Origin of the sequence: Pseudonocardia broussonetiae (genome assembly GCF_013155125.1) — a bacterium.
GTDB classification, from domain to species: domain Bacteria; phylum Actinomycetota; class Actinomycetes; order Mycobacteriales; family Pseudonocardiaceae; genus Pseudonocardia; species Pseudonocardia broussonetiae.
Genome location: NZ_CP053564.1, coordinates 6,972,419 through 6,998,829, shown reverse-complemented (window position 1 = coordinate 6,998,829; position 26,411 = coordinate 6,972,419). Strand labels below are relative to the sequence as shown.

At 73.8% G+C, this 26,411-nt stretch carries 27 protein-coding genes and 1 tRNA gene; 15 read left to right on the top strand and 13 right to left on the bottom strand.

The annotated features are described in order from the left end of the window. Positions 1–34: 34 nt before the first annotated feature. The 3 genes from galT to HOP40_RS33775 are packed head-to-tail and all read right to left on the bottom strand — an operon-like array spanning position 35 to position 3,920. Positions 35–1,138: a galactose-1-phosphate uridylyltransferase gene (gene galT, locus HOP40_RS33785; RefSeq protein WP_172167267.1), complete on the bottom strand. Its 1,104-nt coding sequence runs from the start codon at positions 1,136–1,138 to the stop codon at positions 35–37. Between the two features lie 40 nt (positions 1,139–1,178). Beyond that, positions 1,179–1,946, bottom strand: a complete 768-nt coding sequence (locus tag HOP40_RS33780; RefSeq protein WP_172167265.1) for a DeoR/GlpR family DNA-binding transcription regulator — start codon at positions 1,944–1,946, stop codon at positions 1,179–1,181. Then, on the bottom strand, positions 1,947–3,920 hold the full coding sequence (locus HOP40_RS33775) for a beta-galactosidase (protein ID WP_240157417.1): 1,974 nt from the start codon (positions 3,918–3,920) through the stop codon (positions 1,947–1,949). It abuts the gene before it with no gap. 162 nt (positions 3,921–4,082) lie between these two features. Here HOP40_RS33775 and HOP40_RS33770 point away from each other — a divergent pair. The 6 genes from HOP40_RS33770 to HOP40_RS33745 all read left to right on the top strand — a co-directional run bounded on the left by HOP40_RS33770 (position 4,083) and on the right by HOP40_RS33745 (position 9,300). Continuing rightward, a tRNA-Asn gene (locus tag HOP40_RS33770) sits at positions 4,083–4,154 on the top strand. 34 nt (positions 4,155–4,188) lie between these two features. Next, positions 4,189–4,488, top strand: coding sequence for a hypothetical protein (locus HOP40_RS33765; protein WP_205347024.1), 300 nt, complete (start codon positions 4,189–4,191; stop codon positions 4,486–4,488). 104 nt (positions 4,489–4,592) lie between these two features. Beyond that, positions 4,593–5,774: an ABC transporter substrate-binding protein gene (locus tag HOP40_RS33760; RefSeq protein ID WP_172167263.1), complete on the top strand. Its 1,182-nt coding sequence runs from the start codon at positions 4,593–4,595 to the stop codon at positions 5,772–5,774. A 7-nt stretch (positions 5,775–5,781) separates the two neighbouring features. Continuing rightward, positions 5,782–6,651 carry a branched-chain amino acid ABC transporter permease gene (locus tag HOP40_RS33755; RefSeq protein ID WP_172167261.1) on the top strand — a complete coding sequence of 290 codons (870 nt, stop codon included), beginning with the start codon at positions 5,782–5,784 and terminating at the stop codon, positions 6,649–6,651. Positions 6,652–6,661: 10 nt separating this feature from the next. Further along, positions 6,662–8,521 carry a branched-chain amino acid ABC transporter ATP-binding protein/permease gene (locus tag HOP40_RS33750; protein ID WP_172167258.1) on the top strand — a complete coding sequence of 620 codons (1,860 nt, stop codon included), beginning with the start codon at positions 6,662–6,664 and terminating at the stop codon, positions 8,519–8,521. Continuing rightward, positions 8,518–9,300 (top strand): ABC transporter ATP-binding protein, encoded by a 783-nt coding sequence (locus tag HOP40_RS33745; RefSeq protein WP_172167256.1) that lies wholly within the window; start codon positions 8,518–8,520, stop codon positions 9,298–9,300. Before HOP40_RS33750 ends, HOP40_RS33745 begins: the two co-directional genes overlap by 4 nt. Positions 9,301–9,304: 4 nt before the next feature. On the opposite strand, the gene HOP40_RS33740 is transcribed toward HOP40_RS33745, so the two are convergent. After that, on the bottom strand, positions 9,305–9,619 hold the full coding sequence (locus HOP40_RS33740) for a biopolymer transporter Tol (RefSeq protein ID WP_172167254.1): 315 nt from the start codon (positions 9,617–9,619) through the stop codon (positions 9,305–9,307). A 198-nt stretch (positions 9,620–9,817) separates the two neighbouring features. Between HOP40_RS33740 and HOP40_RS33735 the strand changes: the two genes are divergently transcribed. From HOP40_RS33735 to HOP40_RS33720, 4 genes are all read left to right on the top strand, one after another. Then, complete coding sequence (locus HOP40_RS33735) at positions 9,818–10,870, top strand: LLM class flavin-dependent oxidoreductase (protein WP_172167252.1); 1,053 nt, start codon at positions 9,818–9,820, stop codon at positions 10,868–10,870. Positions 10,871–10,934: 64 nt separating this feature from the next. Continuing rightward, the gene (locus HOP40_RS33730) at positions 10,935–12,137 is read left to right on the top strand and encodes a cytochrome P450 (RefSeq protein ID WP_172167249.1); all 1,203 of its coding nucleotides are present in this window, start codon (positions 10,935–10,937) and stop codon (positions 12,135–12,137) included. Between the two features lie 9 nt (positions 12,138–12,146). Next, positions 12,147–12,338, top strand: a complete 192-nt coding sequence (locus HOP40_RS33725; protein ID WP_172167247.1) for a ferredoxin — start codon at positions 12,147–12,149, stop codon at positions 12,336–12,338. Positions 12,339–12,369: 31 nt separating this feature from the next. Beyond that, positions 12,370–12,966 carry a TetR/AcrR family transcriptional regulator gene (locus HOP40_RS33720; protein ID WP_240157416.1) on the top strand — a complete coding sequence of 199 codons (597 nt, stop codon included), beginning with the start codon at positions 12,370–12,372 and terminating at the stop codon, positions 12,964–12,966. A 3-nt stretch (positions 12,967–12,969) separates the two neighbouring features. Here the strand turns inward: HOP40_RS33720 and HOP40_RS33715 are convergent, their stop codons facing one another. Continuing rightward, the gene (locus HOP40_RS33715) at positions 12,970–13,539 is read right to left on the bottom strand and encodes a dihydrofolate reductase family protein (RefSeq protein ID WP_172167245.1); all 570 of its coding nucleotides are present in this window, start codon (positions 13,537–13,539) and stop codon (positions 12,970–12,972) included. A 109-nt stretch (positions 13,540–13,648) separates the two neighbouring features. Between HOP40_RS33715 and speG the strand changes: the two genes are divergently transcribed. Next, positions 13,649–14,161 carry a spermidine N1-acetyltransferase gene (speG, locus tag HOP40_RS33710; RefSeq protein WP_172167243.1) on the top strand — a complete coding sequence of 171 codons (513 nt, stop codon included), beginning with the start codon at positions 13,649–13,651 and terminating at the stop codon, positions 14,159–14,161. Positions 14,162–14,410: 249 nt separating this feature from the next. Here the strand turns inward: speG and HOP40_RS33705 are convergent, their stop codons facing one another. The 4 genes from HOP40_RS33705 to HOP40_RS33690 form a co-directional block, all read right to left on the bottom strand. Further along, positions 14,411–15,412 carry a zinc-dependent alcohol dehydrogenase family protein gene (locus HOP40_RS33705; RefSeq protein ID WP_172167241.1) on the bottom strand — a complete coding sequence of 334 codons (1,002 nt, stop codon included), beginning with the start codon at positions 15,410–15,412 and terminating at the stop codon, positions 14,411–14,413. Positions 15,413–15,524: 112 nt separating this feature from the next. Further along, positions 15,525–15,881 carry a TraR/DksA family transcriptional regulator gene (locus HOP40_RS33700; RefSeq protein ID WP_172167239.1) on the bottom strand — a complete coding sequence of 119 codons (357 nt, stop codon included), beginning with the start codon at positions 15,879–15,881 and terminating at the stop codon, positions 15,525–15,527. Next, entirely contained in the window at positions 15,882–16,481 is a 600-nt protein-coding gene (locus tag HOP40_RS33695; protein ID WP_172167236.1) for a hypothetical protein, read from the bottom strand. After that, on the bottom strand, positions 16,478–17,101 hold the full coding sequence (locus tag HOP40_RS33690; protein ID WP_172167234.1) for a TetR/AcrR family transcriptional regulator: 624 nt from the start codon (positions 17,099–17,101) through the stop codon (positions 16,478–16,480). Before HOP40_RS33690 ends, HOP40_RS33695 begins: the two co-directional genes overlap by 4 nt. Before the next feature lie 118 nt (positions 17,102–17,219). Here HOP40_RS33690 and HOP40_RS33685 point away from each other — a divergent pair, with 118 nt between their 5' ends. Genes HOP40_RS33685 through HOP40_RS33675 form a run of 3 tightly spaced genes read left to right on the top strand, consistent with a single transcriptional unit; the run spans position 17,220 to position 20,410 of the window. Next, complete coding sequence (locus HOP40_RS33685; protein WP_172167231.1) at positions 17,220–18,011, top strand: SDR family NAD(P)-dependent oxidoreductase; 792 nt, start codon at positions 17,220–17,222, stop codon at positions 18,009–18,011. A gap of 25 nt (positions 18,012–18,036) precedes the next feature. Then, a complete protein-coding gene (locus tag HOP40_RS33680) occupies positions 18,037–19,533 on the top strand; it encodes an acyl-CoA synthetase (protein WP_172167229.1) in 1,497 nt (498 codons plus the stop codon). Positions 19,534–19,591: 58 nt separating this feature from the next. Then, positions 19,592–20,410, top strand: a complete 819-nt coding sequence (locus tag HOP40_RS33675; RefSeq protein WP_172167227.1) for a siderophore-interacting protein — start codon at positions 19,592–19,594, stop codon at positions 20,408–20,410. Here the strand turns inward: HOP40_RS33675 and HOP40_RS33670 are convergent, their stop codons facing one another. The 3 genes from HOP40_RS33670 to HOP40_RS33660 form a co-directional block, all read right to left on the bottom strand. Beyond that, the gene (locus tag HOP40_RS33670; RefSeq protein ID WP_172167224.1) at positions 20,411–21,667 is read right to left on the bottom strand and encodes a geranylgeranyl reductase family protein; all 1,257 of its coding nucleotides are present in this window, start codon (positions 21,665–21,667) and stop codon (positions 20,411–20,413) included. 158 nt (positions 21,668–21,825) lie between these two features. After that, positions 21,826–22,974 carry a fatty acid desaturase family protein gene (locus HOP40_RS33665; RefSeq protein ID WP_172167222.1) on the bottom strand — a complete coding sequence of 383 codons (1,149 nt, stop codon included), beginning with the start codon at positions 22,972–22,974 and terminating at the stop codon, positions 21,826–21,828. Positions 22,975–23,023: 49 nt separating this feature from the next. Next, positions 23,024–24,028: a ferredoxin reductase gene (locus HOP40_RS33660; protein ID WP_172167220.1), complete on the bottom strand. Its 1,005-nt coding sequence runs from the start codon at positions 24,026–24,028 to the stop codon at positions 23,024–23,026. A 63-nt stretch (positions 24,029–24,091) separates the two neighbouring features. Between HOP40_RS33660 and HOP40_RS33655 the strand changes: the two genes are divergently transcribed. Further along, positions 24,092–24,859 carry a MerR family transcriptional regulator gene (locus tag HOP40_RS33655; protein WP_172167218.1) on the top strand — a complete coding sequence of 256 codons (768 nt, stop codon included), beginning with the start codon at positions 24,092–24,094 and terminating at the stop codon, positions 24,857–24,859. 240 nt (positions 24,860–25,099) lie between these two features. On the opposite strand, the gene ilvA is transcribed toward HOP40_RS33655, so the two are convergent. After that, positions 25,100–26,347: a threonine ammonia-lyase IlvA gene (ilvA, locus tag HOP40_RS33650; RefSeq protein ID WP_172167216.1), complete on the bottom strand. Its 1,248-nt coding sequence runs from the start codon at positions 26,345–26,347 to the stop codon at positions 25,100–25,102. Between the last annotated feature and the right edge of the window lie 64 nt (positions 26,348–26,411).

Below are 26,411 nucleotides of genomic sequence, written 5' to 3'. Positions count from 1 at the left end.
TATCGGTGCTCTGGCACTCGTTGCCGCTCACGGGTCACGGGCCCGCCTCCCTCAGCCGCTCCGCGATCCGCTCCGGCGAGGCGTCGTTGAGCCACGCCGCCATCCCCGACTCCGACCCGGCCAGGTACTTGAGCTTGCCCGGCGCCCGGCGCAGGGAGAACAGCTGCAGGTGCAGGCGGGTGAGGTCGCGGCCGGTGTGCACCGGGGCCTGGTGCCAGGCCGCGATGTAGGGCGGGTCCTCGCTTCCGGGGCCGAAGTAGCGCTCGACGCGCCCGAGCAGGTCGCGGTAGACCACCGCCAGCTCGGCGCGCTCGTCCTCGTCGAGGGCGGCCAGGTCGGGCACCGGGCGGTGCGGCACGAGGTGCGCCTCCACCGGCCAGCGCGCGGCGGCGGGCACGAACGCCGTCCAGCGCTCGCCGTCGACCACCACGCGGGTGCCGGCCTTGCGCTCGCTCGCCAGGACGTCGTCGAACAGGTCGCGGCCGGTGCGCTGGCGGTGCGAGCCCGCGCGGTTCAACAGCTGCGCGGTGCGGGGCGTGACGTAGGGGTAGCCGAACACCTGCCCGTGCGGGTGCTGCAGCGACACCCCGATCTCGACGCCGCGGTTCTCGAAGGCGAACACCTGCTCGACGCCCGGGCGCGCCGACAGCTCCGCGATGCGGTCGGCCCACGCCTCGATCACGGTGCGGACCCGCTCCACCGGCAGCGCGGAGAACGCGGCGGTGTGGTCGGAGGTGAAGCAGACGACCTCGGCCGTGCCGGTGGCCGGGCGCTGCGGCCACAGCGGGTCGGCGTCGACCTCGGGCGGCACGGGCGCGCTGCCCTCGCCGAACGAGGGGAAGCGGTTGTCGAACACGACGACGTCGTAGTGGTCCGACGGGATCTCCGACGCCTCGTGCCCGGGCTTCGTCGGGCACAGCGGGCACAGGTCGGCGGGCGGCATGAACGTGCGGTTCATGCGGTGCGCGGCGATCGTGACCCACTCGCCGGTGAGCACGTCGAAGCGCATCACCGACCCGTGCTCGACGACGGGCAGGTCGCGGGTGTCGGGCGGCGGCACGCGCCCGGGGCTCTCGTCATAGTAGCGCAGCGTGCGGCCGTCGGCCATGGGCGCGTCGGTGCGGTGGACGCGTGTCATGACTGCGCCTCCGTGGAAGTGCGGATGTCGGCGGAGGGGATCACGACGCCAGCACCAACCGTCCGCACGACTCGTCCAGCGCGCGGCGCGCGGCCGGCTCCAGGCCGTCGTCGCTGACCAGCACGTCCACCTCGTCCAGGGCCGCGATCGTGCTCAACCCCACCACCCCCCACTTCGAGTTGTCGGCCACCACGGCCACCCGGCGGGCGCTGGCCACCAGCGCCCGGTTGGTCTCTGCCTCGGCCAGGTTCGGCGTGGTGAAGCCGGCCCCGACGTCCATCCCGTGCACCCCCATCAGCAGCCAGTCGACGTGCAGGCCGCGCAGCGCGTTCACCGCGACCGGCCCGACCAGCGCATCCGACGGCGTCCGCTCGCCACCGGTGAGCACCACGCACAGGTCGCTGCGACCGGACTCGTGCAGCACCTCGGCCACCCGCAGCGAGTTCGTGACGACCGTGAGCCGCGGGATCGCGACGAGCTCGGCGGCCACGGCGTGCGTGGTGGTGCCCGCCGACAGCGCGACCGACGCCCCCGGCTCGACCAGCGTGACCGCGGCCCGCGCGATCGCCCGCTTCGCGTCGGTGTGCAGGCCCGACTTCGCCGCGAACCCGGGCTCCTCGACGCTCGACCCGGCGGCCGTCGCGCCGCCGTGGACGCGCGTGACCAGGCCCCGCGCGGCCAGCACCTCGATGTCGCGGCGCACGGTCATGTCGGAGACGCCGAGCCGCTCCACCAGGTCGGACACGCGCGCGCCGCCGGTGCTGCGGACCTCGTCGAGGATCAGCTCCTGGCGTTGTCGGGCGAGCATTCAGCGACCTCCCCGCACCACGGCCGCGGACGCCGGCGCGACGGTCACGCTGCCGGTGACGGCCCCGCCGCCGAGCAGTTCGGTGCCCGTCGCCGGCACGGTGACCGGCCGCTCGCCGCGGTTGAGCACGAACAGGAAGTGCCCGCGGCGGACGACCTCCACACCCTCCTGCGGCTCGTCGAGCCGGGCGACGCCGGCGTCGCGGGTGAGGCGGTCGGCGAGCGCGGTGGTGGCGGCGTGGTCGAGGCGGGTGGCGACGTACCAGGCCGAGCCCGCGCTGACGGCCCGGCGGGTGACCGCCGGGGTGCCGGGCAGCGGGCCGTCGGCGTAGCGGGCGACGACCTCGGCGTCGGTCACGCCCAGCACCTCGGTCCACAGGTCGGCGGTGCCGCCGTCGTCGAGCGTGACGGTCGCTCCCACCGGCAGCGGCGTGAACTCCTCCGCGCGCACGCCGAGCAGGTCTCGGAACGCGCCCGGGTAGCCGCCGAGGCGCACGTGGTCGTGGCCGTCGACGATGCCGGAGAAGTAGGTGACGAGCACCGTCCCCCCGGCCGCGGCGAACGCCTCCAGCGCCGGCGCGACGCGGTCGGAGCACAGGTAGAGCGTGGGCACGACGACGAGCCGGTACGCCGACAGGTCCGACTCCGGGTGCACGACGTCGGCGGTGGCGCCCAGCTCCGTGAGGGCGCGGTGCCAGCGGTGCGCGGCGTCGAGGGCGCGGAGCTCGCCGCTGGGGTGCGAGTCGAGGTCGCAGGCCCAGTGGGACTCCCAGTCGTGGAGCAGGGCGACGTCGGCCCGCACCGGCTCGCCGGCGACCTCCCCGATCGCGGCCAGCGCCGCCCCCAGCCCGACGACCTCGCGGAACCGCGCCGAGTCGCGGCCGGCGTGCGGGACGAGCGCGGAGTGGAACTTCTCCCCGCCGGCCTTCGACGCGCGCCACTGGAAGAACCCGATGCCGTCGGCGCCGCGGGCGACCTGGCGCAACGAGTCGACGAGCAGCTCGCCCGGCAGCTTCGTGATGTTGACCGGCTGCCAGTTGACGGCCGAGGTCGCCGACTCCATCAGCAGCCACGGCCGCCCGCCCGCCGTGCCGCGCGTGAGGTCGGCGGCGAACGACTGCTCGGCGTGCGGGTGCGCGTGCCGGTGGTCGAGGTAGTGGTCCTGGCTGACGACGTCCATCTCCGGGCCCCAGCCGAAGTAGTCCTGCTCGTACTGGTGGTCGGCCACCATGAAGTTCGTGGTGACGGGAACGCCGGGGGAGTGGCGGCGCAGCACGTCGCGCTCGGCGCGGTAGTGGTCGAGCCACGCGTCGGAGGAGAAGCGGGCGAAGTCGAGCTCCTGGGTCGGGTTGGGCACCGCGGGGGTGATCCGGGGCGGCAGGACCTCGTCGAAGCTCGTGTAGTGCTGGCTCCAGAAGGCCGTGCCCCACGCCTCGTTGAGCGCGTCGACGTCGCCGTAGCGGTCGGCGAGCCAGACGCGGAACGCCGCCGCACTGACGTCGGACCAGTCCTTGCCGATGTGGCACCCCAGCTCGTTGCTGACGTGCCACATCCGCACCGCGGGGTGGCTCCCGTAGCGCTGCGCCATCTGCTCGACCAGGCGCAGCGCGTACTCCCGGAACACGGGCGAGGAGGGGATGAACGACTGCCGGCTGCCCGGCCACAGCGTCCGCCCCTCCCGGTCGACGGGCAGGACCTCCGGGTGTCGGTGGGTCAGCCACGGCGGGGGCGCCGCCGTGGCCGTCGCCATGTCGATCGCGATGCCGCCCTCGTGGAGCAGGCCCACGACCTCGTCGAACCACCCGAAGTCGAACTCGCCGGGGCGCGGTTCGAGCAGGCCCCAGGAGAAGACGCCCAGGGTCACGAAACCGACCCCGGCCTCCTGCATCAGGGCGACGTCCTCGGGCCACACCGACCGCGGCCACTGCTCGGGGTTGTAGTCGCACCCCAGCGAGATGCCGTCGAACGGAAGCACGCTCGTCCCTTCGTCGCGATCCGACGAGTATCCACAAGTTCCCACAAGAACGCACATCGAGGGCAGGGGGAGCCCGGTGCCCACCCCCCACCCCCGCCCGGGCCGCCGGGGGCGGTGCGCTACGCTTTCCAGGCCGATCGGGGCGGTGCCCCGGCGATACGGTCCTCCGTAGCTCAACGGCAGAGCACCCGACTGTTAATCGGGCGGTTACTGGTTCGAATCCAGTCGGAGGAGCAACAACCCCAGCTCAGCGCCCTACGATCGGCGCGTGGAGCACCGCGATCCGGGACCCGACACCGACGAGCGTCCGGTGACGGCACTGCGCGGGATCCTCAACGCCTGGGACCCGATCGGCGTCGTCGAGGACGGCGAGCCGCCCGACGAGTACGACTGCCTGATCGCACCGGTCCTGGACCGGCTGGCGAACGGCGAGGGGGCAGGGGAGATCGCGGCCTTCCTGCGGGCGGAGCTGGCCGACCACTTCGGGCTCGACACCGAGCGGTACGACTTCCAGGTCGAGCCGGTGGCGCGGGCCGCGGTCGACCTGAGGGACCGTCGCGGCGGCTAGGACCCGCACATCGGCTCCACATCACGGACGCGTTGCGGTCCCCTTGCGCCCACCCGGATGCGGTGTCACGCTCCCCGCGATCTTTCCAGCGTCGGGAGGCTGCCGTGTTCGGTCCGGTCAAGAGGCTCGCGGTCGTGCTGGCCGCAGGTGCGCTCCTCGCGGCGGGGTGCGCCGAGGAGCAACCCGCCCCCGGGGCGCAGGGCGGGGGGGCCGAGGACGGCCCGTTCCGGATCGGTGCGGTCCTGGACATCACCGGCGCCGGGGCCAGCCTGGGCGTGCCCGAGCGCGACACCCTGACGCTGCTCGCCGACCAGCTCAACGCCGAGGGCGGCATCGACGGCCGGCAGGTCGAGCTGATCATCGAGGACAACGCCTCCACCGAGGACGGCGCCGCCCGCGCGGCCTCCAAGCTCATCACCGAGGACCAGGTCGACATCCTGCTCGGGGCCAGCCGGACCGGCCCGAGCCTGGCCATGCGGCCGATCGCCGAGTCGACCCCGCTCCCGATGATCTCGCTGGCGGCCAACGCCGCGATCGTCAACGGGTCGGAGTGGGTGTTCAAGACCGCCCAGAACGACTCGGTGGTCATCGAGAACATCGTCCGCGACGCCGCGGCCAAGGGCTACAAGACCCTCGCGCTGGCCCGCGACGCGTCCGGGTTCGGCGAGGGCGTGCAGCAGCTGTTCGACGAGATCGGCGGGCCGTCCGGGGTCAGCGTCGTGGCCGTCGAGAGCTTCGCCCCCGACGCCACCGACTTCACCGCGCAGATGGTCAACATCCGCAACGCCAACGCCGACGCCGTCGTCATCTGGGGCATCCCGCCGGCCGCGGGCCTGGCCCAGAAGGCCTACACGCAGCTCGGCGTGGGCAAGCCCGTCTACCAGAGCCACGGCATCGGCAACCAGGTCTTCCTCGACACCGCCGCGGAGAGCGCCGACGGGCTGGTCGCCCCGCTGGGCCGCCTGGTCGTCGCCGACCAGCTCCCCGCCGACGACCCGCAGAAGCAGGTCATCACCGACTTCATCGCCGACTACCGCGGCGCCTACGGCACCGCGCCGTCGACGTTCGCCGGGCACGCCTACGACGGCTGGCAGCTGGCCGTGGACGCGCTGCGGGCCGCGGGCACCGACCCGGAGGCGCTGCGCGAGCACCTCGAGGGCGTCACCGACTTCGTCGGCGTCTCCGGCACGTTCACCATGACCGCCGAGGACCACAGCGGGCTGCAGGCCGACGACCTCGTGCTGGTCACCGTGCGCGACCGGCAGTTCCAGCTCGCCACCCCGTGACCCGCTGATGGCAGACCTGCTCCAGTTCACGATCGCCGGGCTGTCCCAGGGAGCGGTCTACGCACTAGTGGCCATGGGCTTCGTGGCGGTGTTCTCCGTCAGCGGGGTGATCAACCTGGCGCAGGGCGAGTTCGCCGCGCTCGGCGGCCTCGTCGCGCTGTCGGGCGTCGGTGCCGGCCTGCCGATGCCGCTGGCGCTGGTGGTCGCGCTGCTGGTCGTCGGCCTGGTGGCGGTGCTCATGCAGCGGCTGGCCATCGCCCCCGTCCGGCGGATGACGACGCTCGTGTCGATCATCCTGACGCTCGGCGTCTCCACCGCGCTCAAGGCCCTGATGCTGCTGCTCTACGGCCCGCAGGGGCGCGGGCTGCCGCCGCTGCCGGGGCCGGACCTCGTCATCGGCGGCGTGTCGGTGCGCGCCCAGGAGCTGTGGATCCTCGGCGTCACCGCCGTCGTGGCGGTCGCGGTGACGGTGTTCTACGACCGCACGATGCTGGGCAAGGCGTTGCGGGCCTGCGCGGAGCAGCCCGTCGCGGCCCGGCTCGTCGGGATCTCGCCCGTGGCGGCGGCCACCGTCGCGTTCGCGGTGGCCGGGCTGCTCGGGGCGATCGCCGGGGTGCTGGCCAGCCCGATCCAGCTCACGCAGTGGGACTCCGGACTGCTGCTCGGGCTCAAGGGCTTCGTCGCCGCGACCCTGGGCGGGCTGGTGTCCATCCGCGGCGCGGTGCTCGGCGGGCTGGTGCTCGGCGTGCTGGAGTCGCTGGTCGCGGGCTACATCGACTCCGGTTACCGCGACGCGGTGGCGTTCGTCCTGCTCATCGTGGTCCTGGTGGCGCGGCCCGAGGGCGTGTTCGGCCGGCACGCGCAGGCGAGGGTCTAGGGGTGCCGCGGTGAAGCGCCGGTCGGACGCCGTGGGCGTCGTCGTGCTGCTGGTGGCCCTGCTCGGGCTGCCGCTGCTGCTGCCGGTCTGGGTCACCAGCACCGCCGTCTACGCGACGATCTACGCCATCGCCGCGATCGGGCTGTCGCTGCTGATGGGGCTGGCCGGGCAGGTCAGCCTGGGGCACGCGTCGTTCTTCGCCGTCGGGGCCTACACCCAGGCGATCCTGGTCACCCGCACGCAGGTCCCCGGCCTGCTCGCGGCGGCGATCGCGGTCGGGCTGGCCGTGCTCGCGGCGCTGCTGGTCGGCCTGCCGCTGCTGCGGCTGCGCGGGCACTACCTGGCGCTGGCCACACTCGGCCTCGGGATCATCCTGACGGTGGTGGCCATCGAGACCCCGTTCCTGGGCGCCACGTCGGGGATCTTCGGCATCCCCAAGCCGGAGTTCGGCGGCCGCCGCTACGACACCCCGGCCGAGTACCTGTGGCTGCTGGCCCCGGTGGTGGTCCTGGCCGTCGTGGCCGCGCGCAACGTCGTCGACAGCCGGGTGGGGCGCGCACTGGGAGCGGTCAACGACTCCGAGGTGGCCGCGGAGACCCTGGGCGTCGACACCTTCCGCCTGCGGCTGCAGGTGTTCGTGCTGTCGGCCGCCTACGCGGGCGTGGCGGGGGTGTTCTTCGCGCACTGGCTGGCCGTGGTCAACCCGAACGCGGCGAACTTCTCGCTGTCGGTGGAGTTCCTGCTCATGGCCGTGCTGGGCGGGCTCGGGACCGTCTGGGGGGCCGTGGTGGGCGGCTTCGCCGTGGAGTTCCTCGACGAGGGGCTGCGCGAGGCCGTGCCGCTGCTGGTGCCCGGGGCGACCGGCGAGGTGCAGCTGATCGGCTTCGGGCTGGTCCTGACCCTGGTCATGATCTTCCTGCCGGGCGGGCTGCACCAGCTCTTCCGGATGCTGACCGGCGTCCGACCGGCCCCAGCCGGTGACGGCGCGGAGGTGCCGGCCGGCCCGGACCGGGACGACGGCCCGCTGCTCGCCCGCGACGGGCGCCCCGAGCCGGGCACCGTCCTGCTCTCGGTCCGCGGCCTGACCAAGCGCTACGGCGGCGTCGTCGCGGTGGACGGGGTGGACCTGGACGTCGCGGCGGGCGAGATCGTCGCCCTGATCGGTCCCAACGGCGCAGGCAAGACCACCTGCTTCAACATGGTCAGCGGCGTGACCGAGCCCAGCGCCGGCACCGTCGAGCTGCGGGGCGAGCGGATCGACGGCCGCAAGCCGCACGTCTTCGCGCGGGCGCGGGCCACGCGGACGTTCCAGAACCTGCAGGTCTTCGGTTCGGCGACGGTGCTCGGCAACGTGATGGTCGGCCGGCACCTGCGCAGCCGGGCCGGGCTGCTGCGCGGCATGCTCGGCGTCGCCGCCCGCCGGGAGGAGCGCGAGGTCGTCGAGGCCTCCCGCGCAGTGATCGACCTCGTCGGGCTGACCGCCGACGCCGACCGGCCCGCCGCGGACCTGCCCTTCGGGCGCCAGCGGCTGATGGAGGTGGCCAGGGCGCTGGCCGTCGAGCCGGACCTGCTGCTGCTCGACGAGCCGCTGGCCGGGCTGTCGGGCGCCGAGCGTCGGGACCTGGCGCTGCTCCTGCGGCGGCTGCGCGCCGGTGGGATGGGGATCGTGCTGGTGGAGCACGACGTGGAGGCGGTGCTGGCGCTGGCCGACCGGGTCGCGGTGCTCGACGACGGCGTGCTGATCGCGCTGGGCACGCCGCAGCAGGTCCGGGAGGACCCCGCCGTGGTGGCCGCCTACCTCGGCGTCGACGACGACGACCCCGAGGCGGAGCGGGCGCGGCGGGCGCTGGCGGCGGGGAGCGAGGGATGACGGCGGCGGGCGGCGCGTCCGGGGCTGCGGACGTCGCCGGTGGTGGGATCGAGGCGGAGGCGGTCGAGGCCGGCTACGGCCGCATCGCGGTGCTGCACGGGGTGTCGCTGGCCGCGCGGCCCGGCGAGATCGTCGCCGTGGTCGGCGCGAACGGCGCGGGCAAGTCGACCCTGCTGCGCGCGCTGTCCGGGCTGCTGCCCCTGACGGGGGGCCGGGTCCGGCTGGCCGGGAAGGACGTGACGGGCCGCGGTCCGGAGGCGATCGCCGCGGCCGGGCTGGCGCACGTGCCGGAGAACCGGCTGGTGTTCCCGACCCTCGCGGTGGAGGACAACCTGGCGCTCGGCGGGTGGACCCGGCGCCGCGACCGGACCGGCCGGCGCGCCCGCCGCGAGCAGGTGCTCGAGTACTTCCCCCGCCTGGCCGACCGGCTCGGCCAGGCCGCCGGCACGCTGTCGGGCGGCGAGCAGCAGATGCTCGCCATCGGCCGCGGGCTGATGGCGAGCCCGTCGGTGCTCGTCCTGGACGAGCCCAGCCTGGGGCTGGCCCCCCGGGTCGTGCGGGAGATCTTCGCGACGCTGGGCCGCCTGCGCTCCGAGGAGGGGCTGGCGATCGTGCTGGTCGAGCAGAACGTGCGGGCCGCGTTCCGGGTGGCCGACCGGGCCCTGGTCATGGACCGCGGGCGGGTCCTGCTGGAGGGCGTCCCGGCCGACCTGCTCGACGACGAGCGCATCCAGCGCGCCTACCTCGGCGGCGGCTACGCCGTCGGCCCCGACGCCTGACCGCTCACCCGTCCTCCAGCTCGGCCAGCGCCGCCGTCCAGCGCTCGCGCCGCGCCGCGTCGTCCTGCTCCCACCACGGGTCCCCGCGCTCCCCGAGACCGCGCTTGGCGGTGCCGACGCGGGAGCGGGCGCGGGCGAGGGCGTCCGCGTCGTCGCTCTTCTTCGAGGTGCGCACGGCGGAGCGGGCCACGCCGAGGTGGTGCAGGAGCGCGGTGCGGACGTCGTCGGGGAGGGTGGGGTCCTCGGCCCGCCAGCGCCGGCCGTCGACGACGATGAAGCGGCCGTCGGGGGTGCGGGGCGGGGTGCTGTCGGTCGCCACGGCTCTCGCCTCCCGGGTTCGTCGTCCGCCGGGGAGTGTCGCCGAGACCGCGCACCCGCGCACGGCCGGACGAGTTGCAGGAAGGCCACCTTGCTGTGCGGAAGCGTCCACAAGGTGGCCTTGCTGCAACGTGAGCCGGGCCCGCCAGTGCCACACCTCACCGCTGGACCCGGTGTCCGTGCGGGGAGCATGGGGATCATGCACATCGGCATCGACAGCTTCGTCTCCGCGGTCACCGACCCGGGCACAGGCCGCACCGTGAGCCCCGAGGACCGGGTCGCGCACCTGCTGGAGGAGGTCCAGCGGGCCGACGAGGTCGGGCTCGACTCCTTCGGCATCGGCGAGCACCACCGCAGCGAGTACTACGACTCCGCGCCCTCGGTGCTGCTGGCCGCCGCCGCGGCGCGCACGAGCCGGATCCGGCTCAACAGCGCCGTCACGGTGCTCAGCGCCGACGACCCGGTGCGCGTGTTCCAGGAGTTCGCCACGCTCGACCTCGTCTCCCGCGGTCGCATGGACCTCGTCGTCGGGCGCGGGTCGTTCACCGAGGCGTTCCCGCTGTTCGGGCTGTCCCTGCGCGACTACGACGAGCTGTTCGCCGAGAAGCTCGACCTGCTGCTGCGCATCCGCGAGTCGCGGTCCGTCACGTGGTCGGGCAAGCACCGCCCGCCGCTCACCGGGCAGGGGGTCTACCCGCGACCGCTGCAGGACCCGCTGCCGGTCTGGGTGGGCGTCGGCGGCACGCCGGAGTCGTTCATCCGGGCCGGGATCCTCGGGCTGCCGCTGATGGTGGCGATCATCGGCGGGGAGCCGCACCGCTTCCGCCCGCTGGTCGACGCCTACCGCGAGGCGGGACGCCGGGCCGGGCACGACCCCGCGCAGCTGCGGGTCGGGCTGCACTGCTTCGGCTTCGTCGGCGACACCACCCAGCAGGCGAAGGACGACTTCTACCCCGGCTGGTCGGAGATCTTCACCAAGATCGCCCGCGAGCGGGGCGGCTCGGCGCCGACGCGCGCCGCCTACGAGGCCACGACCGGCCCGACGGGCGCGTACTTCATCGGCGACGCCGAGGCGGTGGCAACGAAGATGCTGGCCGTCTCCGACGCGCTCGGCGGCGTCGACCGGATCGCCCTGCAGATGACCAACGTCCGGCTGGCCCACGACGACCTGCTGCACGGCATCGAGCTGCTCGGCACCGCGGTCGCGCCGATCGTGCGGGAGCGGGCGGTTCGCGCCGTAAGTCCGAACTGAGAGTCCACTCTCACTTCGCTGGTAGCGTCGGACGGGTCGATCGCCGTCGGGGAGAGGACGCACCATGACCCAGGCACCACCGCTCCCGCCGCTGCACATGCAGCGCGACCGCTTCGATCCCGTGCCCGAGCTCGCCGAGGTCCGCGAGGGCCCGGGGATCCGCCGCGTGCAGTCGGTGTTCGGGGCGCCGGCGTGGCTGGTGGCCCGGCACGAGGACGTGCGGGAGGTCCTCGCCGACGCGAGCCGGTTCAGCAACGCGGGCGGCCTCGCGATGCGGATGCCCGGCGACACCCGCTCGGCGGAGGAGAAGCGCCGCGCGATGGCCGGGCAGATGCTCGCGGCCGACCCGCCCGACCACACCCGGCTGCGCCGGTTCCTGACCCCGGAGTTCACCGTCCGCCGGATGCGCCGCCTCGAGCCGCGGATCGTCGAGATCGTCGACGAGCACCTCGACGCGATGGAGCGCGCCGGCAGCCCGGCCGACCTGGTGCCCTCCTTCGCGCTGCCGATCCCGTCGCTGGTGATCTGCGAGCTGCTCGGCGTGCCCTACGCCGACCGCGACGAGTTCCAGCACCGCACCGGCCGCCAGCTCGACCTCTCCATCCCGATGGACGAGCGGGTCGCGCTGCAGCGCGAGAGCCGCGCCTACATGGACCGCCTGGTCGCCGGGGCGAAGGCCGATCCGGGCGAGGACGTGCTGGGCATGCTGGTCCGGGAGCACGGTGACGAGATGACCGACGACGAGCTCGCCGGCATCGCGTCGCTGCTGCTGATCGCCGGCCACGAGACGACGTCGAACATGCTGGGCCTGGGCACGCTCGCGCTGCTGCGCCACCCCGACCAGCTCGCGACCGTCCGCGACGATCCGGAGTCCGTCGACGCCGCCGTCGAGGAGCTCATGCGCTGGCTCTCCATCGTGCACACCGGCGTCGCCCGCACCACGACGACCGAGGTGGAGATCGCCGGGCAGACGATCCCGGCGGGCGAGCTGGTCCTCTGCGCGCTGCCCACCGCCAACCGCGACCCGGGCTTCGTCGACGACCCCGACACCCTCGACGTCTCCCGCGGCGCGATGGGCCACCTCGCCTTCGGCCACGGCGTGCACCACTGCCTCGGCGCGCCCCTGGCCCGCATGGAGATGCGGATCGCGTTCCCGGCGCTGCTGCGCCGCTTCCCGCGCCTCGCGGCGGCCGTGCCGTTCGAGGAGGTCCCGTTCCGGGCGTTCCACTTCGTCTACGGGCTGCACTCGCTGCCCGTCACCTGGTAGGAGTCGAGCATGGAGATCATCGCTGACCGCGACCTGTGCATCGGGGCGGGCCTCTGCGTCACCAGCTCCGAGGCCGTGTTCGACCAGGACGACGACGGCATCGTCCTGCTCCTGGTCGGGGAGCCGGAGGGCGCCGACGCGGACGCGGCGCGGCAGGCCGTCTCGCTGTGCCCGTCGGGGGCCCTGCGCGTCGAGGAATGACGCGCCGCCCGGCGGATGGGAGAGTCGGGCCGTGACGGCCGGGCGCGCGATGCGGGTGGACGCCGCGCGCAACCACGAGCGGATCGTGGTGGCCGCCGGCGCCGCGTTCGAGGAGGACGGCCCGGGGGTGGCGCTCGACGAGGTCGCGCGCCGCGCCGGGGTCGCCCCCGCCACCCTCTACCGGCGCTTCCGCAACCGCGACCAGCTCGTGCGCGCGGTCGTCGAGCACGTCCTCGCCACCGAGGTCGCGCCGGCCGCCGAGGTGGTCACCGACGACCCGTGGGACGACCTGGTCGGGATGCTCGGCGCCGTCGTCGACTCCCTCGCCGCGCACCGCACGGTGCTGCGGCTGGCCCGCGAGGTGCGCGCGGTCGACGTCGACCTGGTCGGGGCGTGGGTCGCGGCGATGGAGCGGCCGCTGCGCCGCGCGATCGACGCCGGGCGGGCGCGGCCCGAGCTGCTCGGGCGCGACCTGGCCGCCGTCGTCGTCATGGCGCTGGCCACGGTGCACGAGCGGGACCCCGCCGGGGCCGACCGCCGTCGCTACCTGGCCCTGCTCGTCGACGGCCTGCGTCCCGCGCCCGCCCCGCTCCCGCCCCCGTCGGAGCGGACGCTCGGCGAGCGGTAGCGCTCAGGCCCCGGGGGTGCCGGGGTTCGGCGCGTAGGCCAGGTGGACGACGCCGTTGTCGAAGCTCTGCGCCGACTTCAGGGTCATGGCCCGCTTCGGGGTGCCCGGGCCGAACAGCGTCGGGCCCTCGCCGAGCGCCACCGGGTAGACGAACAGGTGCAGCTCGTCGACCAGGCCGTCGTCGAGCAGCGCGCGCACCAGGGTGGTGCTGCCGAAGACGTAGATGCCGCCGTCGACGCCGTCCTTGAAGCGGCGGATCGCGTCGGCGTCGTAGGCGCCGAGCAGCGTGGAGTTGTTCCAGCCGTCGACCTCGGTGCGCGAGCCGGACACCACGTACTTGGCGGTCTCGTTGAAGAACGGGGCGCCCGGGTCGTCGGCCATGTCGCGGCCCGACCACGCCGGGCCCGACTCCTCCCACGTGGTGCGCCCGAGCAGGATCGCGGTGGCGCTGCCCGTGGTGAGCTGCCCGATCGCGGCGCCCATCTCGTCGGTGAACGGGTAGTCCATGGTCCACATCGGCGCGCCGACCGCGTTGTCGACGGTGGTGAACAGCTGGACCTGGATGGTGCCCATCGGTGCTCCTCGTGCTCGGTTCGGGGGTGTCGGGGTGGGGACGACGGCCGGCCGCCGATCTCATCGCTGGCCGAACCTACCCACCGGGGGCGTGCGGGAGGATGGCCCCATGGCGATCCGGCTGCGCGCCCTCGAGCGCGACGACCTGGAGTTCGTGCACGGCCTGACGAACGACTCCAAGGTCATGTCGTACTGGTTCACCGAGCCGTACGAGGCGCTGGTCGAGCTGCGCGACATCTACGACCGGCACGTGCACGACAACCGCGAGCGCCGCTTCGTCATCGAGGCCGCGGGGGAGCCCGCGGGCGTCGTCGAGCTGATGGAGATCGACTACATCCACCGCGTCGCCGAGTTCCAGATCATCGTGCACCCCGACCACCAGGGCCGCGGGTACGCGCGCGAGGCGACGATGCAGGCGCTCGACTACGCATTCGCCGTGCTCAACCTGCACAAGGTCTACCTGATCGTCGCCGTCGAGAACCCGAAGGCGATCCACATCTACGAGAAGGCCGGCTTCGTGACCGAGGGCGAGCTGCGCGAGGAGTTCTTCGCCGACGGCCGCTACCGCAACGCCCTGCGCATGGGCATCCTGCAGCGCGAGCACCTCGACCCGCGGTCGTAGCCGGCGTAGCGTCTGCCTCGGCCGCCCGGGGCTGATCCCGCCCCGCACGTCGGGTCCGGCACCTGTAGAGGATGCTCGCCCGGACCCGTTCCACGGCGGCCCCGCTCGTCCGATCGCGCGCCCCGGCGCGCCGAGGAGCCCCCGTGTCCGACAAGTCACCGCGCCAGTCCGCGAGCAAGAAGTCCGGCAAGTCCATCAAGGAGAAGCGCGCCGAGAAGAGGGACAAGAAGGACGGCGGCTCCGGCAGCCTCACGGGGAAGTAGGCCGCACCCGCAGCACCGGCTTGCCCGGCGCGCGGTCGGGGGAGTCGACGTAGGCGTGCGCGGCGGCCACGTCGTCGAAGTCGAAGACGCGGTCGACGGTCGGCACGAACGCGCCGCACGCCAGCCCGGCCCGGACGAAGTGCTCCGCGCGCCGCAGCGCCGCCGGATCGCCGGTGATCTCGAAGACGAGGTAGCGCCGCATCCAGACCGGGGCGTACCGGCCACCGGGCAGCGGCGTCGGCTCGCCGGACAGGCCGCCGTGCACGAGCACCGTGGCGCCGGGCGCGCACGCCGCCACGAGCTCGGCCACCCGCGGCCCGCCGACGGCGTCGAGCACGAGGTCGGCACCGGCCCCGCCGGTGGCCGCGCGCAGCGGACCGGCGAGGTCGGACCCGTCGTCGACGACGACCTCCGCGGCGCCCGCGGCCAGCAGCGCGTCGCGGCCTGCGGGCGCGGTGACCGTCGCGACCGGCACCGCGCCGAGGTGGCGCAGCACCTGCACCGCCGCCAGGCCGATGCTGTTGGCCGCCGCGGTGACGACGACGCGGTCGCCGGGCCGGACCCGGACGACCTCCTGCACCATCCCGTAGACGGTGACGTAGGGCATCCACACCGCCGCCCCCGTGACGGCGTCCATGCCCGGCGGGCGCGCCACCAGCGCCGCTGCGGGCACGACCGCCTCCTCCGCGTAGACGGGGAAGTCGTTCTGGGAGAACGCGGGGATCACGCAGACGGCGTCGCCCGGCCGCCACCGCGTGACGTCCGGGCCGACCTCCAGCACCTCGCCCGCGGCCTCCGAGCCGAGCCCGGCCGGCAGTCTCGGCCGCTCCAGGTAGGTGCCGCGGCGGAAGTTGACCTCCGCGCGGTTCAGCCCGACCGCGTCGACCCGGATCCGCACCTCGCCCGGCCCGGGTGCGCGGACCGGGAGGTCCTCGATCCGCAGGACCTCCGGACCGCCGGTCTCGTGGAACCTGATCGTGCGCGCCATGCCCGGCAATCTACGGCCGCCCACGGGCGGTCGGGCAGCGTGCACACCGGACGGCCACCGTGCACGCGGTCGACCGTGTGCACGGTGACCGTCAGATGTGCACGGCGCCCGGCTAGCGGTGCCGCCGCCGGGCCGTGGCGCAGGCGATGCAGGTCTCGGCGGCGGGCAGGGCGTCGAGGCGCTCCGGGGCGATCGCGGCGCCGCACCGCGTGCACCGGCCGTAGGTGCCGTCGGCGAGGCGGGCGGCGGCGCGGTCGAGCGCCTCGATCTCCTCGCGGGCGCCGGCGAGCAGGCCCTGGAGCTGGGCGCGCTCGAAGCCGATCGTGACGCCCTCGGGGTCGTGCTCGTCGTCGTGGGTGGTGTGCGCCTGCTGCTCGGCGAGCCCCTCGACCTGGCGGGCCAGCGCCGCGGCGCGCTCGACAGTGGCGGCGCGCTCGGCGTCGATCGCGGTCCTCCGGTCGGTTCCCACCTAGCCCGCCGGCCCCGGATGCCGAGATCCATCCGTGTCGGAGTCGCGGGGGAAACGCGCGACCCGGTGTGCAGCGAACCGCGTCCCGACATCCTCCTGTTCCTCGACCTCGGACAACCGACCGTGGAAGTCCCGGAACCACCTGCGGTTCACCGAGTCCCGGAACGCCGCGGCGCACACGAGGTGACCGGACTCCAGGAGTTGCGTCCAGCCCGGTCTGTAGGTGCTCTCGCAGATCTGACGTTGCAAGTCATCGGTACCTCGGACCATCGTCTTCGACTCGGCCGACGGGCCGTCGACGACGTAGACGATCGTGAAGGTCTGCTCGGGAGTGGCGACCCACAGCACGAGGTCGTAGATCGGCATCCCACTCGCGTTGACGTAGCGCAGTTCAGGCAGAGCGCTCATCGCGTCGATGCGCACCCACACTGCTACGCGCGAGGCGTCCCGGATCTTCTCGGCGCGCTGGCGGTACTCCTCCTGGTCCTCGAGCACCCTCAACTGCCGGTACGCCACGCGAGCGGCGTAGGAGGCGGCGAGCAGCGCTGCGACCGTGGCCGAGGCGGACACCCAGTCGGCGACCGACCCCCAGTCGGTCACGGCAGGAGGCGGCCGAGGAGGTCGAGCGCGCGGGCGTGCAGGTCGGGGCCCGCGGTGGGGGAGCCCGCGACGTGGTGCAGCAGCGCCTGCTGGAACAGCCCGTCGAACAGGGCGTAGGTCATGGCGGGGGAGGTGGGCACCGGGCGGTCGCACAGCTCGCCGTAGCGGCTGACGATGCGCCAGACCATGCGCTCGAGCGTGGCGTCGATGTCGAGGACGTCGGCGCGGAAGGACTCCTCGAACAGCGACTGCGAGCGCAGGTCGTACCAGAGCCGGTGCATCCGGGCGTCCTCGACGAGCGTGGCGACCAGCCCGTCGGCGAACCCGGTGGCCAGGGCGTCGGCGGTGCCGGCTGTGGCGACGATCTGGTCGTAGCGCAGCACGCAGGCGGCCTTGTACTGCCGGACGCAGTAGGTGATCAGGTCGACCTTGTCGCGGAAGTAGTAGTGCAGGACGCCGTGGCTGAACGCGGAGTTCTGGGCGATCTCGCGCAGGCTGGTGCGGGCGTAGCCGAGCTCGGACAGCGTCGTGAGCGCCGCGTCGGCGAGCTCGCGGCGCCGCTCCTCGACCCTGTCGGACCGGTTGCCGGAGGCGTGCCCGGCCTTCTCTGCGGTGCTCATGACGGCAACGAGAGTACCCCGGCCGGTCCGTCTGGACAGTCGTCCAGACGTGTCTTGACACTCGTCCAAGCCGCCTCCTACGTTGTGGTCCGCATCACCGGCGATGAGAGGACCACGGATGAGCTCGATCGATCTGACGGGGAGGCGCGCGCTGGTCACCGGCGGCGCCCGCGGGCTGGGCGCCGGCATGGCGCAGGCCCTCACGGCCGCCGGAGCCAGGGTGATGATCGCCGACGTGCTCAAGGACGTCGGCGAGCAGACCGCCGCGGGCCTGGAGGGTGGCGGCTTCGTCGAGCTCGACGTCACCAGCGACAGCCAGTGGGAGGCCGCGGCCGCGCACACCGTCGCGGAGCTCGGCGGGCTCGACATCCTGGTCAACAACGCCGGCATCGAGGTCACGCAGCTCCTCGCCGACACCGACCCGGACGAGATCAAGAAGATGCTCGAGGTCAACATCCTCGGCACCATGCTCGGGATCAAGCACGGCTTCCGCACGATGCGCCCGGGCGGGGCGGCGGGCGGCGGCGGCTCGATCATCAACATCGCCTCGGTCGCCGCCACGATCGCGTTCCCCGCGATCGCGGGCTACTCGGCCACCAAGTCCGGCGTCGACCGGCTCACCCGCGTCGCCGCGATGGAGGCCGGCAAGCTCGGCTACGGCGTGCGCGTCAACTGCCTCTACCCGGGCCTCGTAGCCACCGACATGGGCGTCAAGCTCGCGGTGGAGACGGCCGGGCTCGGCCTGTTCGAGAGCCCCGACGCGGCCGTCGGCGCCGTCATCGAGCTGACGCCCTCGGGTCGCCTCGGCGAGGTCTCCGACATGGCCGACGCCGTCGTCTTCCTCGCCTCGGACGCGTCGCGGTTCGTCAACGGGGCCGGTCTCCCCGTCGACGGCGGCATGGGCATGTGACGGTGACCCTCCCGGGAGCCCCCGCATGGGTCTGACCGCCTACCTGGACAAGGGGGCGTCGCTCGGACGCGACGCCCCCTGCCTCGTGATGGGTCCGACCACGCTCACCTACGGGGACGTGCAGGACCACAGCCACGCCGTCGCCCGGGCGCTCGCGCGCTCGGGCGTCCGGGCGGGGGACAAGGTCGGGATCCTCTCGGGCAACGACCCCGTCGCCTTCGCCACCGTCTTCGGGATCTCCCGCCGCGGCGCGGTCTGGTGCCCGATCAACCCGCGCAACTCGGCGTCGGAGAACGCCGAGCTGCTCGACCTGTTCGACTGCGTCGCGCTGTTCCACTCCCGGGCCTACGCCCCGATGGTCGCGGAGATGGACCTGCCGCAGGTCACCACGACGGTGTGCCTCGACGAGCTCGACGACTGGTTGGCCGAGGGCAGCGAATTCGACGATGCCGGCTCCGGTGAGACCGTCATGATCGTCGGCACCGGCGGCACCACCGGCCGGCCCAAGGGCGTGCAGCTCACCGACCGCAACATCGAGACGATGACGGCGCTGGCGCTCATGGGGTACCCCTTCGAGGGACGGCCGGTGTACCTCGCCATGGCCCCGCTGACGCACGCGGCCGGGGTGCTCTGCTTCCCGGTGCTGTCGCTGGGCGGGCGGATCGTCGTCATGCCGGCGCCCGACGTCGGCGGGTTCCTCTCGCTCGTCGAGGAGCACGGCGTCACGCACACGTTCCTGCCGCCGACGCTGATCTACATGCTGCTCGCGCACGAGCAGCTGGAGTCGACGGACCTGAGCTCGCTGCAGTGCTTCTGGTACGGCGCGGCGCCGATGTCGCCCGCCCGCCTGGAGCAGGCGCTCCGCGACATCGGGCCGGTGATGGCACAGCTGTTCGGGCAGTCCGAGGCGCCGATGTTCGTGTCGATGCTGTCGCCGCGCGACCACTTCCTGCCCGACGGCTCGGTCGCCGTGCAGCGGCTCGCGTCGGCGGGGCGGCCGGGGCCGCTGGTCACCGTCGGCATCATGGCGTCGGACGGCTCGCTGCTGCCCGGCGGCGAGCGCGGCGAGATCGTCGTGCGCAGCTCGCTGGTGATGGCCGGGTACTACAAGAACCCGGAGGCCACGGCCGAGGCGTCCGAGCACGGCTGGCACCACACCGGCGACATCGGCTACCTCGACGAGGACGGCTTCCTGTTCATCGTCGACCGCGCCAAGGACATGGTCATCACCGGCGGCTTCAACGTCTACTCCGCCGAGGTGGAGCAGGCGCTGATGGCCCACACCGCGGTGCGCGACTGCGGCGTCGTCGGGCTGCCCGACGAGAAGTGGGGCGAGCGGGTCGTCGCGGTGGTGCAGCTGCAGCCGGGGGCCACGATCTCCGGCGAGGAGCTGCGGGCGTTCGTCAAGGAGCGGATCGGGAGCGTCAAGGCGCCCAAGCAGGTCGAGTTCTGGCCGGACCTGCCCCGGTCGACGGTCGGGAAGATCCTCAAGACCGACATCCGGGCGCAGCTCCTGCGATAGTCCGCGCCGCCGCCCCCTTGTAGGTTAGGGTGCCCTTATCGATCGATGAGGGGGCGGCATGGCACGGACGAACATGGCGGCGACGGCGGTGAAGCCCGAGGTCGCGGAGACGCTGCGGCTGCAGGTGCTGCGCCGCACGGAGGTCTCGCCGCACATGGCGCGGGTGACGCTGGGCGGCGGCGACGTCGACCGGTTCCGCTCCATGGGCTTCGACCAGTGGTTCCGGCTGTTCATCCCCGTCTCCGACGACTCGCTCGACCACGTGCCGCCGGTCTTCACCCGCATCGCGTGGGCCAAGCTGCTCGCCGCGCCGAAGGCTTCGCGGCCGGTGGTGCGCAACTACACCGTGCGCGCGCACCGGGCGCTGGGGACCGACGGCCCCGAGATCGACGTCGACGTGGTCCTGCACGGCGAGGGCGACGACGCCGGTCCGGGCTCGACCTGGGCCCGCACCTGCGCCCCGGGCGACCCCGTGGCCATCCTCGACGAGGGGATCGGCTTCGTCCCGCCGCCGGCGACGGCGGGGCGCACGGTCCTCGTCGCCGACGAGTCGGGGCTGCCCGCCGCGGCCGGGATCCTCGCGTCGCTGCCCGCCGACGCCGAGGGCCTCGCGCTGCTCGAGGTGCCCGCCGAGGCCGACCGCCAGGACCTGGCCCCACCGCCCGGCGTCGAGGTGCGGTGGATCGTCCGTACCGACCCCCACGACGTGCCCGGCCGCGCCGCGGCGGCCCTCGCGCAGGCGCAGGCGCTGCCCGACGGGCCGTTCTACGGGTGGACCGTCGGCGAGCAGGCGCTGCCCACCGGCGTGCGCCGGCACTGGGTGCGCACCGGCGTGCCCAAGGACCACATCATGTTCTGCGGGTACTGGAAGGTCTGATCAGACCCGGAGGTCGGCCGCCGGGAACGGGGGCCGCTCGTCCAGGCGCAGGCTGAGCCGGCCGGCGGCGCGCCAGGCGCGGGCGGTGAGGTCGAGGTCGGCGTCGGTGACGAGGTTGCCCATCACGCGCAGGGCCACCGTCATCAGGGCGCGCGAGCGCATCCCGACCGGGCCGGCGAGCGGCAGCAGCCGCGGCAGTGTGAGCAGCCCGGCGAGGCGGCGCGCGATGGAGAACGCCTGGCCGTAGTGGGTGCGCAGGGTGGCGGGCCAGGCGAGCTCGAGGTCGCGGTCCTGCGCGATCAGCTCGGCGACGAGGCGGCCGGTCTCCAGGCCGTAGTCGATGCCCTCGCCGTTGAGCGGGTTGACGCAGCCCGCGGCGTCGCCGATCAGGGCCCAGTTGCGGCCCGCGACGCCCGACACCGCGCCGCCCATCGGCAGCAGCGCCGACATCGCGGCGCGCACCGGGCCCTCGAGCTGCCAGTCCTCGCGGCGGGCGTCGGTGTAGTGCTCGATGAGGCTGCGCAGCCGGATCTGGGCGGGGCGCTTCGCCGTGGCGAGAGTGCCGACGCCGATGTTGACCTCGCCGTCGGACAGCGGGAAGACCCAGCCGTAGCCGGCCAGCACCTCGTCCTGCTCGCCGCGCAGCTCCAGGTGGGAGGAGATCCACGGGTCGTCGCTGCGGCCGGACCTCACGTACCCGCGGGCGGCGACGCCGTAGGCGGTGTCCTTGTGCCACTCGCGGCCGAGCACGCGCCCGAGCGTCGACCGTGCGCCGTCGGCGACGACGAGGCGCTCGCAGCCGATCGTGGTGCCGTCGTCGAACACGACGCCGGTGACGCGGTCGCCGTCGCGGACGACGTCGACGGCCTTGGCGCCCTCGACGGGCACCGCCCCGTCCTTGAGCGCCACGTCGCGGATGCGGGCGTCGAGCTCCAGGCGGGGGACCGCGCCGCCGTGGTCGGGCAGCGAGCCGCCGGGCCACGGCAGCTCCAGCACCTGCCCGAAGCCGGTGGCGCGCAGGCCGCGGTTGGTGCCGTGGGCGCGGACCCAGTCGCCCAGGCCGAGCCCCTCCAGCTCCGCGATGGCGCGGGGCGTCAGGCCGTCGCCGCAGGCCTTGTCGCGGGGGAACACGGCGGCGTCCGCGAGGACGACGTCGCGCCCGTGCCGCGCGGCCCACGCCGCGGCCGCCGACCCGGCCGGCCCGGCGCCCACGACGAGCACGTCGGTCGAGGTGGGCGGGGTCAGCGAGGCGGGCATGGTCCCAGTATCCCGGCCGGTGGGGCGGGGAGCGCGCCCACCGGACGCGACCCCCGTCTCATACGGGCGCCACCGGACCCCGACACGGCCGCAACGAGACCCCGACTCGCGGGCCCTCTGTCCGCGAGTCGGGGTCTCGTGGTGCGCGTGTTGCGGTGTCAGGCCTTCTTCGGCGGCAGGGCCAGGCGGTTGATCGTGCGCAGGACCTGCAGGTACTGCGTCGGGAGCGTGCCGGAGGTGTACTCCAGGCCGTACTCGGCGCAGATCGCGCGGATCTCCGGGGCGATCTCGGCGTAGCGGTTGCTGGGCAGGTCGGGGAACAGGTGGTGCTCGATCTGGAAGCTCAGGTTGCCCGTCATGAGGTGGAACAGCGGGCCGCCCTCGAGGTTGGCCGAGCCGAGCATCTGGCGCAGGTACCACTGGCCGCGGGTCTCGTCCTCGAGCTGCTCCTCGGAGAACTGCACGGCACCGTCGGGGAAGTGCCCGCAGAAGATGACGGCGTGCGACCAGAGGTTGCGCACCAGGTTGGCCGTCGCGTTGCCCGCGAGCACCGGCAGGAAGAACGGCCCGGCGAGCGCGGGGAACGCGATGTAGTCCTTCGTGAACTGCCGGCGGATCTTGCGGCCGATCGCCTTGAGCTGCGGCCACACCGACCGGAGCGTCTTCTCGCCCGAGGCGATCTTCTCCGCCTCCAGGTCGTGCAGCGCGACGCCCCACTGGAAGAACGTCGCGAGCAGGGCGTTCCACAGCGGGTTGAGCAGGAAGTACGGGTGCCACTCCTGCTCGTCGCTCATCCGCAGGATGCCGTAGCCCACGTCGCGGTCCTTGCCGACGACGTTGGTGTAGGTGTGGTGCTCGTAGTTGTGGGTGTACTTCCAGGCCTCGGCGGGGCTGGTGTTGTCCCAGTCCCAGGTGGTCGAGTGGATCTTCGGGTCACGCATCCAGTCCCACTGGCCGTGCATGATGTTGTGCCCGAGCTCCATGTTCTCGATGATCTTCGACGCCGAGAGCATCGCGGTGCCGGCGAGCCACGCGGGCGGCAGGATCCCGGCGAACAGCAGCGCGCGGCCGCCGATCTCCAGGTAGCGCTGCGTGCGGATCACGGAGTGGATGTAGGCGGCGTCGCGCTCGCCGCGGTCGGCGACGACGCGGTCGCGGATGGCGTCGAGGCGCCGGCCGAGCTCCTCGACCTGCGCGGCGGTCAGCCCCGCGGCCTCCGGTCCGGGCCGCGAGGCGACCGTGCGGACGGGCGGGCTCGGGGTGCCGGTGGGGGCGTCGGAGATCGGGCGGTCCAGCGTCGCGGTCATGGTCCGGGCTCCTTCTGCGGGTCGGGATCAGGCGGACTGGGAAGGGGGATCAGCGGGTCAGGTCGAGCCGGGCGGTGCCGGTCGCCCCGGTGATGCAGGTCTGCACGAGGTCGCCGGGCTCGCCGTGGACCTCGCCGGTGCGCAGGTCGCGCACCTGGCCGTCGCGCAGGGGCAGGACGCAGCTGAAGCAGATGCCCATGCGGCAGCCACTGGGCAGGAGCACGCCGGCGTCCTCCCCGGCCTCCAGGAGGCTGGCGCCGCCGTCGACCTCGACGGTCGTGTCGCCGTAGGTCACGGTGCCGCCCTCGCCGCCCGTCGAGCGGGCCGGCGGGGTGAAGCGCTCCAGGTGCAGCCGCGACCGGGCCTCGCCCCAGTGCTCCTCCGCGGCGTCGAGCAGGCCGGTGGGGCCGCAGACGAAGGCCTCGCGGTCGCGCCAGTCGGGGCACAGGTCGTCGAGGTCGGCCAGGTCGAGGCGGCCCTCGTCGCGGGTGGCGCGGACGGTGACGCCGGGCAGCGCGCGCAGCTCGTCGTCGAAGAGGACGTCGGCGGCGGTCGGGGCGCTGTGCAGCACGACCGCGTCCGGGTGCCCGTCCAGCGTGCGGAGCATGCCCATGACGGGCGTGATGCCGCTGCCCGCCGTGATCATGAGCAGCTTCGCGGGCACGGGGGAGGGGAGGACGAAGTCGCCCGTGGCCTGCTCCAGGCGCACGATCGACCCGACCGGCGTCGCGTCGACGAGGTGGCGGCTGACGAGGCCGTCGGCGAGGGCCTGCACGGTGATCGTCAGGTGCTCGTCGGACTCGGCGCCCGAGAGGGAGTAGGTGCGCCAGTGCCGCACGCCGTCGATGTCGACGCCGATGCGCACGTACTGGCCGGCGCGGTGCCCGGCCCACGCCCTCCCCGGCTTGATGCGCAGGGACGTGGCGCGCTCGGTCTCGCGGCGGACGCCGACGACCCGGCCGCGCAGCTCGGTGGTGGACCACAGGGGGTCGACCAGCGAGAGGTAGTCCTCGGGCAGCAGAGGAGTGGTGAGAGCGACCAGCGCCTTGAACATGACATCAGTGCAACACGAGTTGATGTCACATAGCAACCGGGGGTCCCTGATAAGGTGTGTCACATGTCTGAGGACGGCGACGATGTCGAACGGCGGACCATCGACGAGCTGGCCCGGGTCAGTGGCGTCACCGTCCGCAACATCCGCGCGTACCAGGCCCGCGGCCTGCTGCCGCCGCCCGAGGTGCGGGCGCGCACGGGCTACTACGGGCCCGGCCACGCGGCGCGCCTGGAGCTGATCCAGGAGCTGCAGGGCGAGGGCGTCAAGCTCGACGTGATCAAGAAGCTGCTCGACACCACCGGCGGCTCCACCGAGCAGGTCGTCCGGTTCATCCGGGCGGTGCGCACGCTGTTCGCGGTGGAGGACCGGCAGATCGTCACGCTCGCCGAGCTGGTCGAGCGGTTCTCCGAGACCGATCCGAACCTCGTCAAGCGGGCGCAGAAGATGGGCCTGCTCACCGAGATCGCCGACGGCACCTACGAGGAGACCAGCCCGCGGCTGATGGCGGCGGCGCAGGCGATGACCGAGATGGGCATCCCGATGACCCGCTCGCTCGACGTCGTCGAGCAGCTCCGCCGGCACGCCGACGGCATCGCGAAGATCTACGTCGACCTGTTCCTGGGCGAGGTCTGGCAGCCCTTCGACGCCGAGGGCCGCCCGGACGACCAGTGGCCGCGCCTGTACGAGGTGATCGGCAACCTGCGCAAGGTCTCCGGCGACGCGATGCTGGCGGTGCTGGAGCTCGCGGTGGCCGAGCGGCTGGACGTCACGTTCGGGCGCGACATCGTCCGCAACGTGCGCACGAGCAGCCGCCCGCCGGCCGCCGAGTGAGCACGGCGTCCGTCCCGGGCTCGCACCCGGGGTAACGCCGGGGGCCGGGCGGACGCACTCGCCGACGGGTCCCCGCGTTCGGCGCGCACCGCGTCCGCACCGCGCCTACATTCGATGGAGCGCAGCCTCCGGGGTGCCCCTCGGGGTTTGCGCACCGGCGGCCGCCGCGTGGATGTCCCCTCCGCCCCGACGGCCGCCGGTCCACCCCGACGTACGTGGGCCGGGTGGTGGTCGGTTCGATCAGACCAGGAACCGGTAGGCGGCGGTACCCGGGGCGACGAGCTGGATCCGCAGCGGGCTCGCCTCCATCCGCTTCCACAGCGTCTCGTAGCCCTCGCGCTCGGCGAGCTCGATGCCGCAGAGCGCGGCGCCGGTCTCGCGGTTGTCGCGCTTGACGTACTCGAACAGCACGATGTCGTCGTCGGGCCCGAGGACCTCGTCGAGGAACCGGCGCAGCGCCCCGGGCTCCTGCGGGAACTCCACCAGGAAGTAGTGCTTGAGCCCGCGGTGCACCAGCGAGCGCTCGACGACCTCGGAGTAGCGGCTGACGTCGTTGTTGCCGCCGGAGAGCAGGCTGACGACCGTGGACCCGGGGGTGAGGTCGAGCCCGTCGAGCGCGGCGCAGGCCAGGGCGCCCGCGGGCTCGGCGATGATGCCGTCGACCTGGTAGAGGTCGAGCATCTCGGTGCAGACGCGCCCCTCGTCGACGGTGACCAGCTCGGCGCGGGAGTCGCGCACCAGCGGAAAGCTGACGTCGCCGACGCGCCGGACGGCCGCACCGTCGACGAACGTGTCGAGCTCGGGCAGCAGCACGGGCGCGTCGGCGGCCAGTGCGGCGCTCATGCTGGCGGCCCCGGCGGGCTCGACGCCGACGACCCGCACGCCCGGGTGCCGCGCGGCGAGCCAGGTGCCGACGCCGGCGAGCAGTCCGCCCCCGCCGACGGGCACGACCACGACGTCCGGCGGGTGCGCGAGCTGGTCGAGCACCTCCACCGCGACCGTGCCCTGCCCGGCGATCGTGCGCACGTCGTCGAAGGCGGGGACGACGGTGGCGCCGGTGCGGGCGGCGTGCTCGGCCGCGGCGGCCGCGGCCTCGTCGTAGGTGTCGCCGCCGACGACGAGCTCCACCGCCGACCCGCCCAGCGCCGCGATCCGCTCGCGCTTCTGGCGCGGCGTCGTGCTCGGGACGTGGACGCGGCCGCGGATGCCCAGCCGGGCGCACGCGTAGGCGACGCCCTGGCCGTGGTTGCCCGCGCTCGCGCACACCGCGCCGGCCGCGCGCTCGTCGGCGCCGAGCCCGGCGAGCAGGTTGTAGGCGCCGCGCAGCTTGTAGGAGCGGCCGACCTGCAGGTCCTCCCGCTTGAGCCACACGTGTGCGCCGGTGGCCTCGGAGAGGCGGGTGCTGTGCTGGAGCGGGGTGGTGCGGGCGACGCCGGACAGCCGGACCGCGGCCTCGGCGACGGAGGCGGCGAAGGCGTCGGGGTGCACCCGTCGATCCTCCCCGTCGACGTAGCCGGGCCGGGCAGGGGGTCACCCGTCCCGGTGGTCTCGC

What these genes read in the sequence shown, in the direction of transcription:
- galT (WP_172167267.1), bottom strand. Translation starts at nt 1,138, where the DNA reads ATGACACGCGTCCACCGCACCGACGCGCCCATGGCCGACGGCCGCACG.
- HOP40_RS33670 (WP_172167224.1), bottom strand. Translation starts at nt 21,667, where the DNA reads ATGCCCGCCTCGCTGACCCCGCCCACCTCGACCGACGTGCTCGTCGTG.
- HOP40_RS33675 (WP_172167227.1), top strand. Translation starts at nt 19,592, where the DNA reads ATGGCACGGACGAACATGGCGGCGACGGCGGTGAAGCCCGAGGTCGCG.
- HOP40_RS33685 (WP_172167231.1), top strand. Translation starts at nt 17,220, where the DNA reads ATGAGCTCGATCGATCTGACGGGGAGGCGCGCGCTGGTCACCGGCGGC.
- HOP40_RS33735 (WP_172167252.1), top strand. Translation starts at nt 9,818, where the DNA reads ATGCACATCGGCATCGACAGCTTCGTCTCCGCGGTCACCGACCCGGGC.
- speG (WP_172167243.1), top strand. Translation starts at nt 13,649, where the DNA reads ATGGCGATCCGGCTGCGCGCCCTCGAGCGCGACGACCTGGAGTTCGTG.
- HOP40_RS33690 (WP_172167234.1), bottom strand. Translation starts at nt 17,101, where the DNA reads ATGAGCACCGCAGAGAAGGCCGGGCACGCCTCCGGCAACCGGTCCGAC.
- HOP40_RS33715 (WP_172167245.1), bottom strand. Translation starts at nt 13,539, where the DNA reads ATGGGCACCATCCAGGTCCAGCTGTTCACCACCGTCGACAACGCGGTC.
- HOP40_RS33665 (WP_172167222.1), bottom strand. Translation starts at nt 22,974, where the DNA reads ATGACCGCGACGCTGGACCGCCCGATCTCCGACGCCCCCACCGGCACC.
- HOP40_RS33680 (WP_172167229.1), top strand. Translation starts at nt 18,037, where the DNA reads ATGGGTCTGACCGCCTACCTGGACAAGGGGGCGTCGCTCGGACGCGAC.
- HOP40_RS33705 (WP_172167241.1), bottom strand. Translation starts at nt 15,412, where the DNA reads ATGGCGCGCACGATCAGGTTCCACGAGACCGGCGGTCCGGAGGTCCTG.
- HOP40_RS33660 (WP_172167220.1), bottom strand. Translation starts at nt 24,028, where the DNA reads ATGTTCAAGGCGCTGGTCGCTCTCACCACTCCTCTGCTGCCCGAGGAC.
- HOP40_RS33655 (WP_172167218.1), top strand. Translation starts at nt 24,092, where the DNA reads ATGTCTGAGGACGGCGACGATGTCGAACGGCGGACCATCGACGAGCTG.
- HOP40_RS33755 (WP_172167261.1), top strand. Translation starts at nt 5,782, where the DNA reads ATGGCAGACCTGCTCCAGTTCACGATCGCCGGGCTGTCCCAGGGAGCG.
- HOP40_RS33725 (WP_172167247.1), top strand. Translation starts at nt 12,147, where the DNA reads ATGGAGATCATCGCTGACCGCGACCTGTGCATCGGGGCGGGCCTCTGC.
- HOP40_RS33745 (WP_172167256.1), top strand. Translation starts at nt 8,518, where the DNA reads ATGACGGCGGCGGGCGGCGCGTCCGGGGCTGCGGACGTCGCCGGTGGT.
- HOP40_RS33780 (WP_172167265.1), bottom strand. Translation starts at nt 1,946, where the DNA reads ATGCTCGCCCGACAACGCCAGGAGCTGATCCTCGACGAGGTCCGCAGC.
- HOP40_RS33730 (WP_172167249.1), top strand. Translation starts at nt 10,935, where the DNA reads ATGACCCAGGCACCACCGCTCCCGCCGCTGCACATGCAGCGCGACCGC.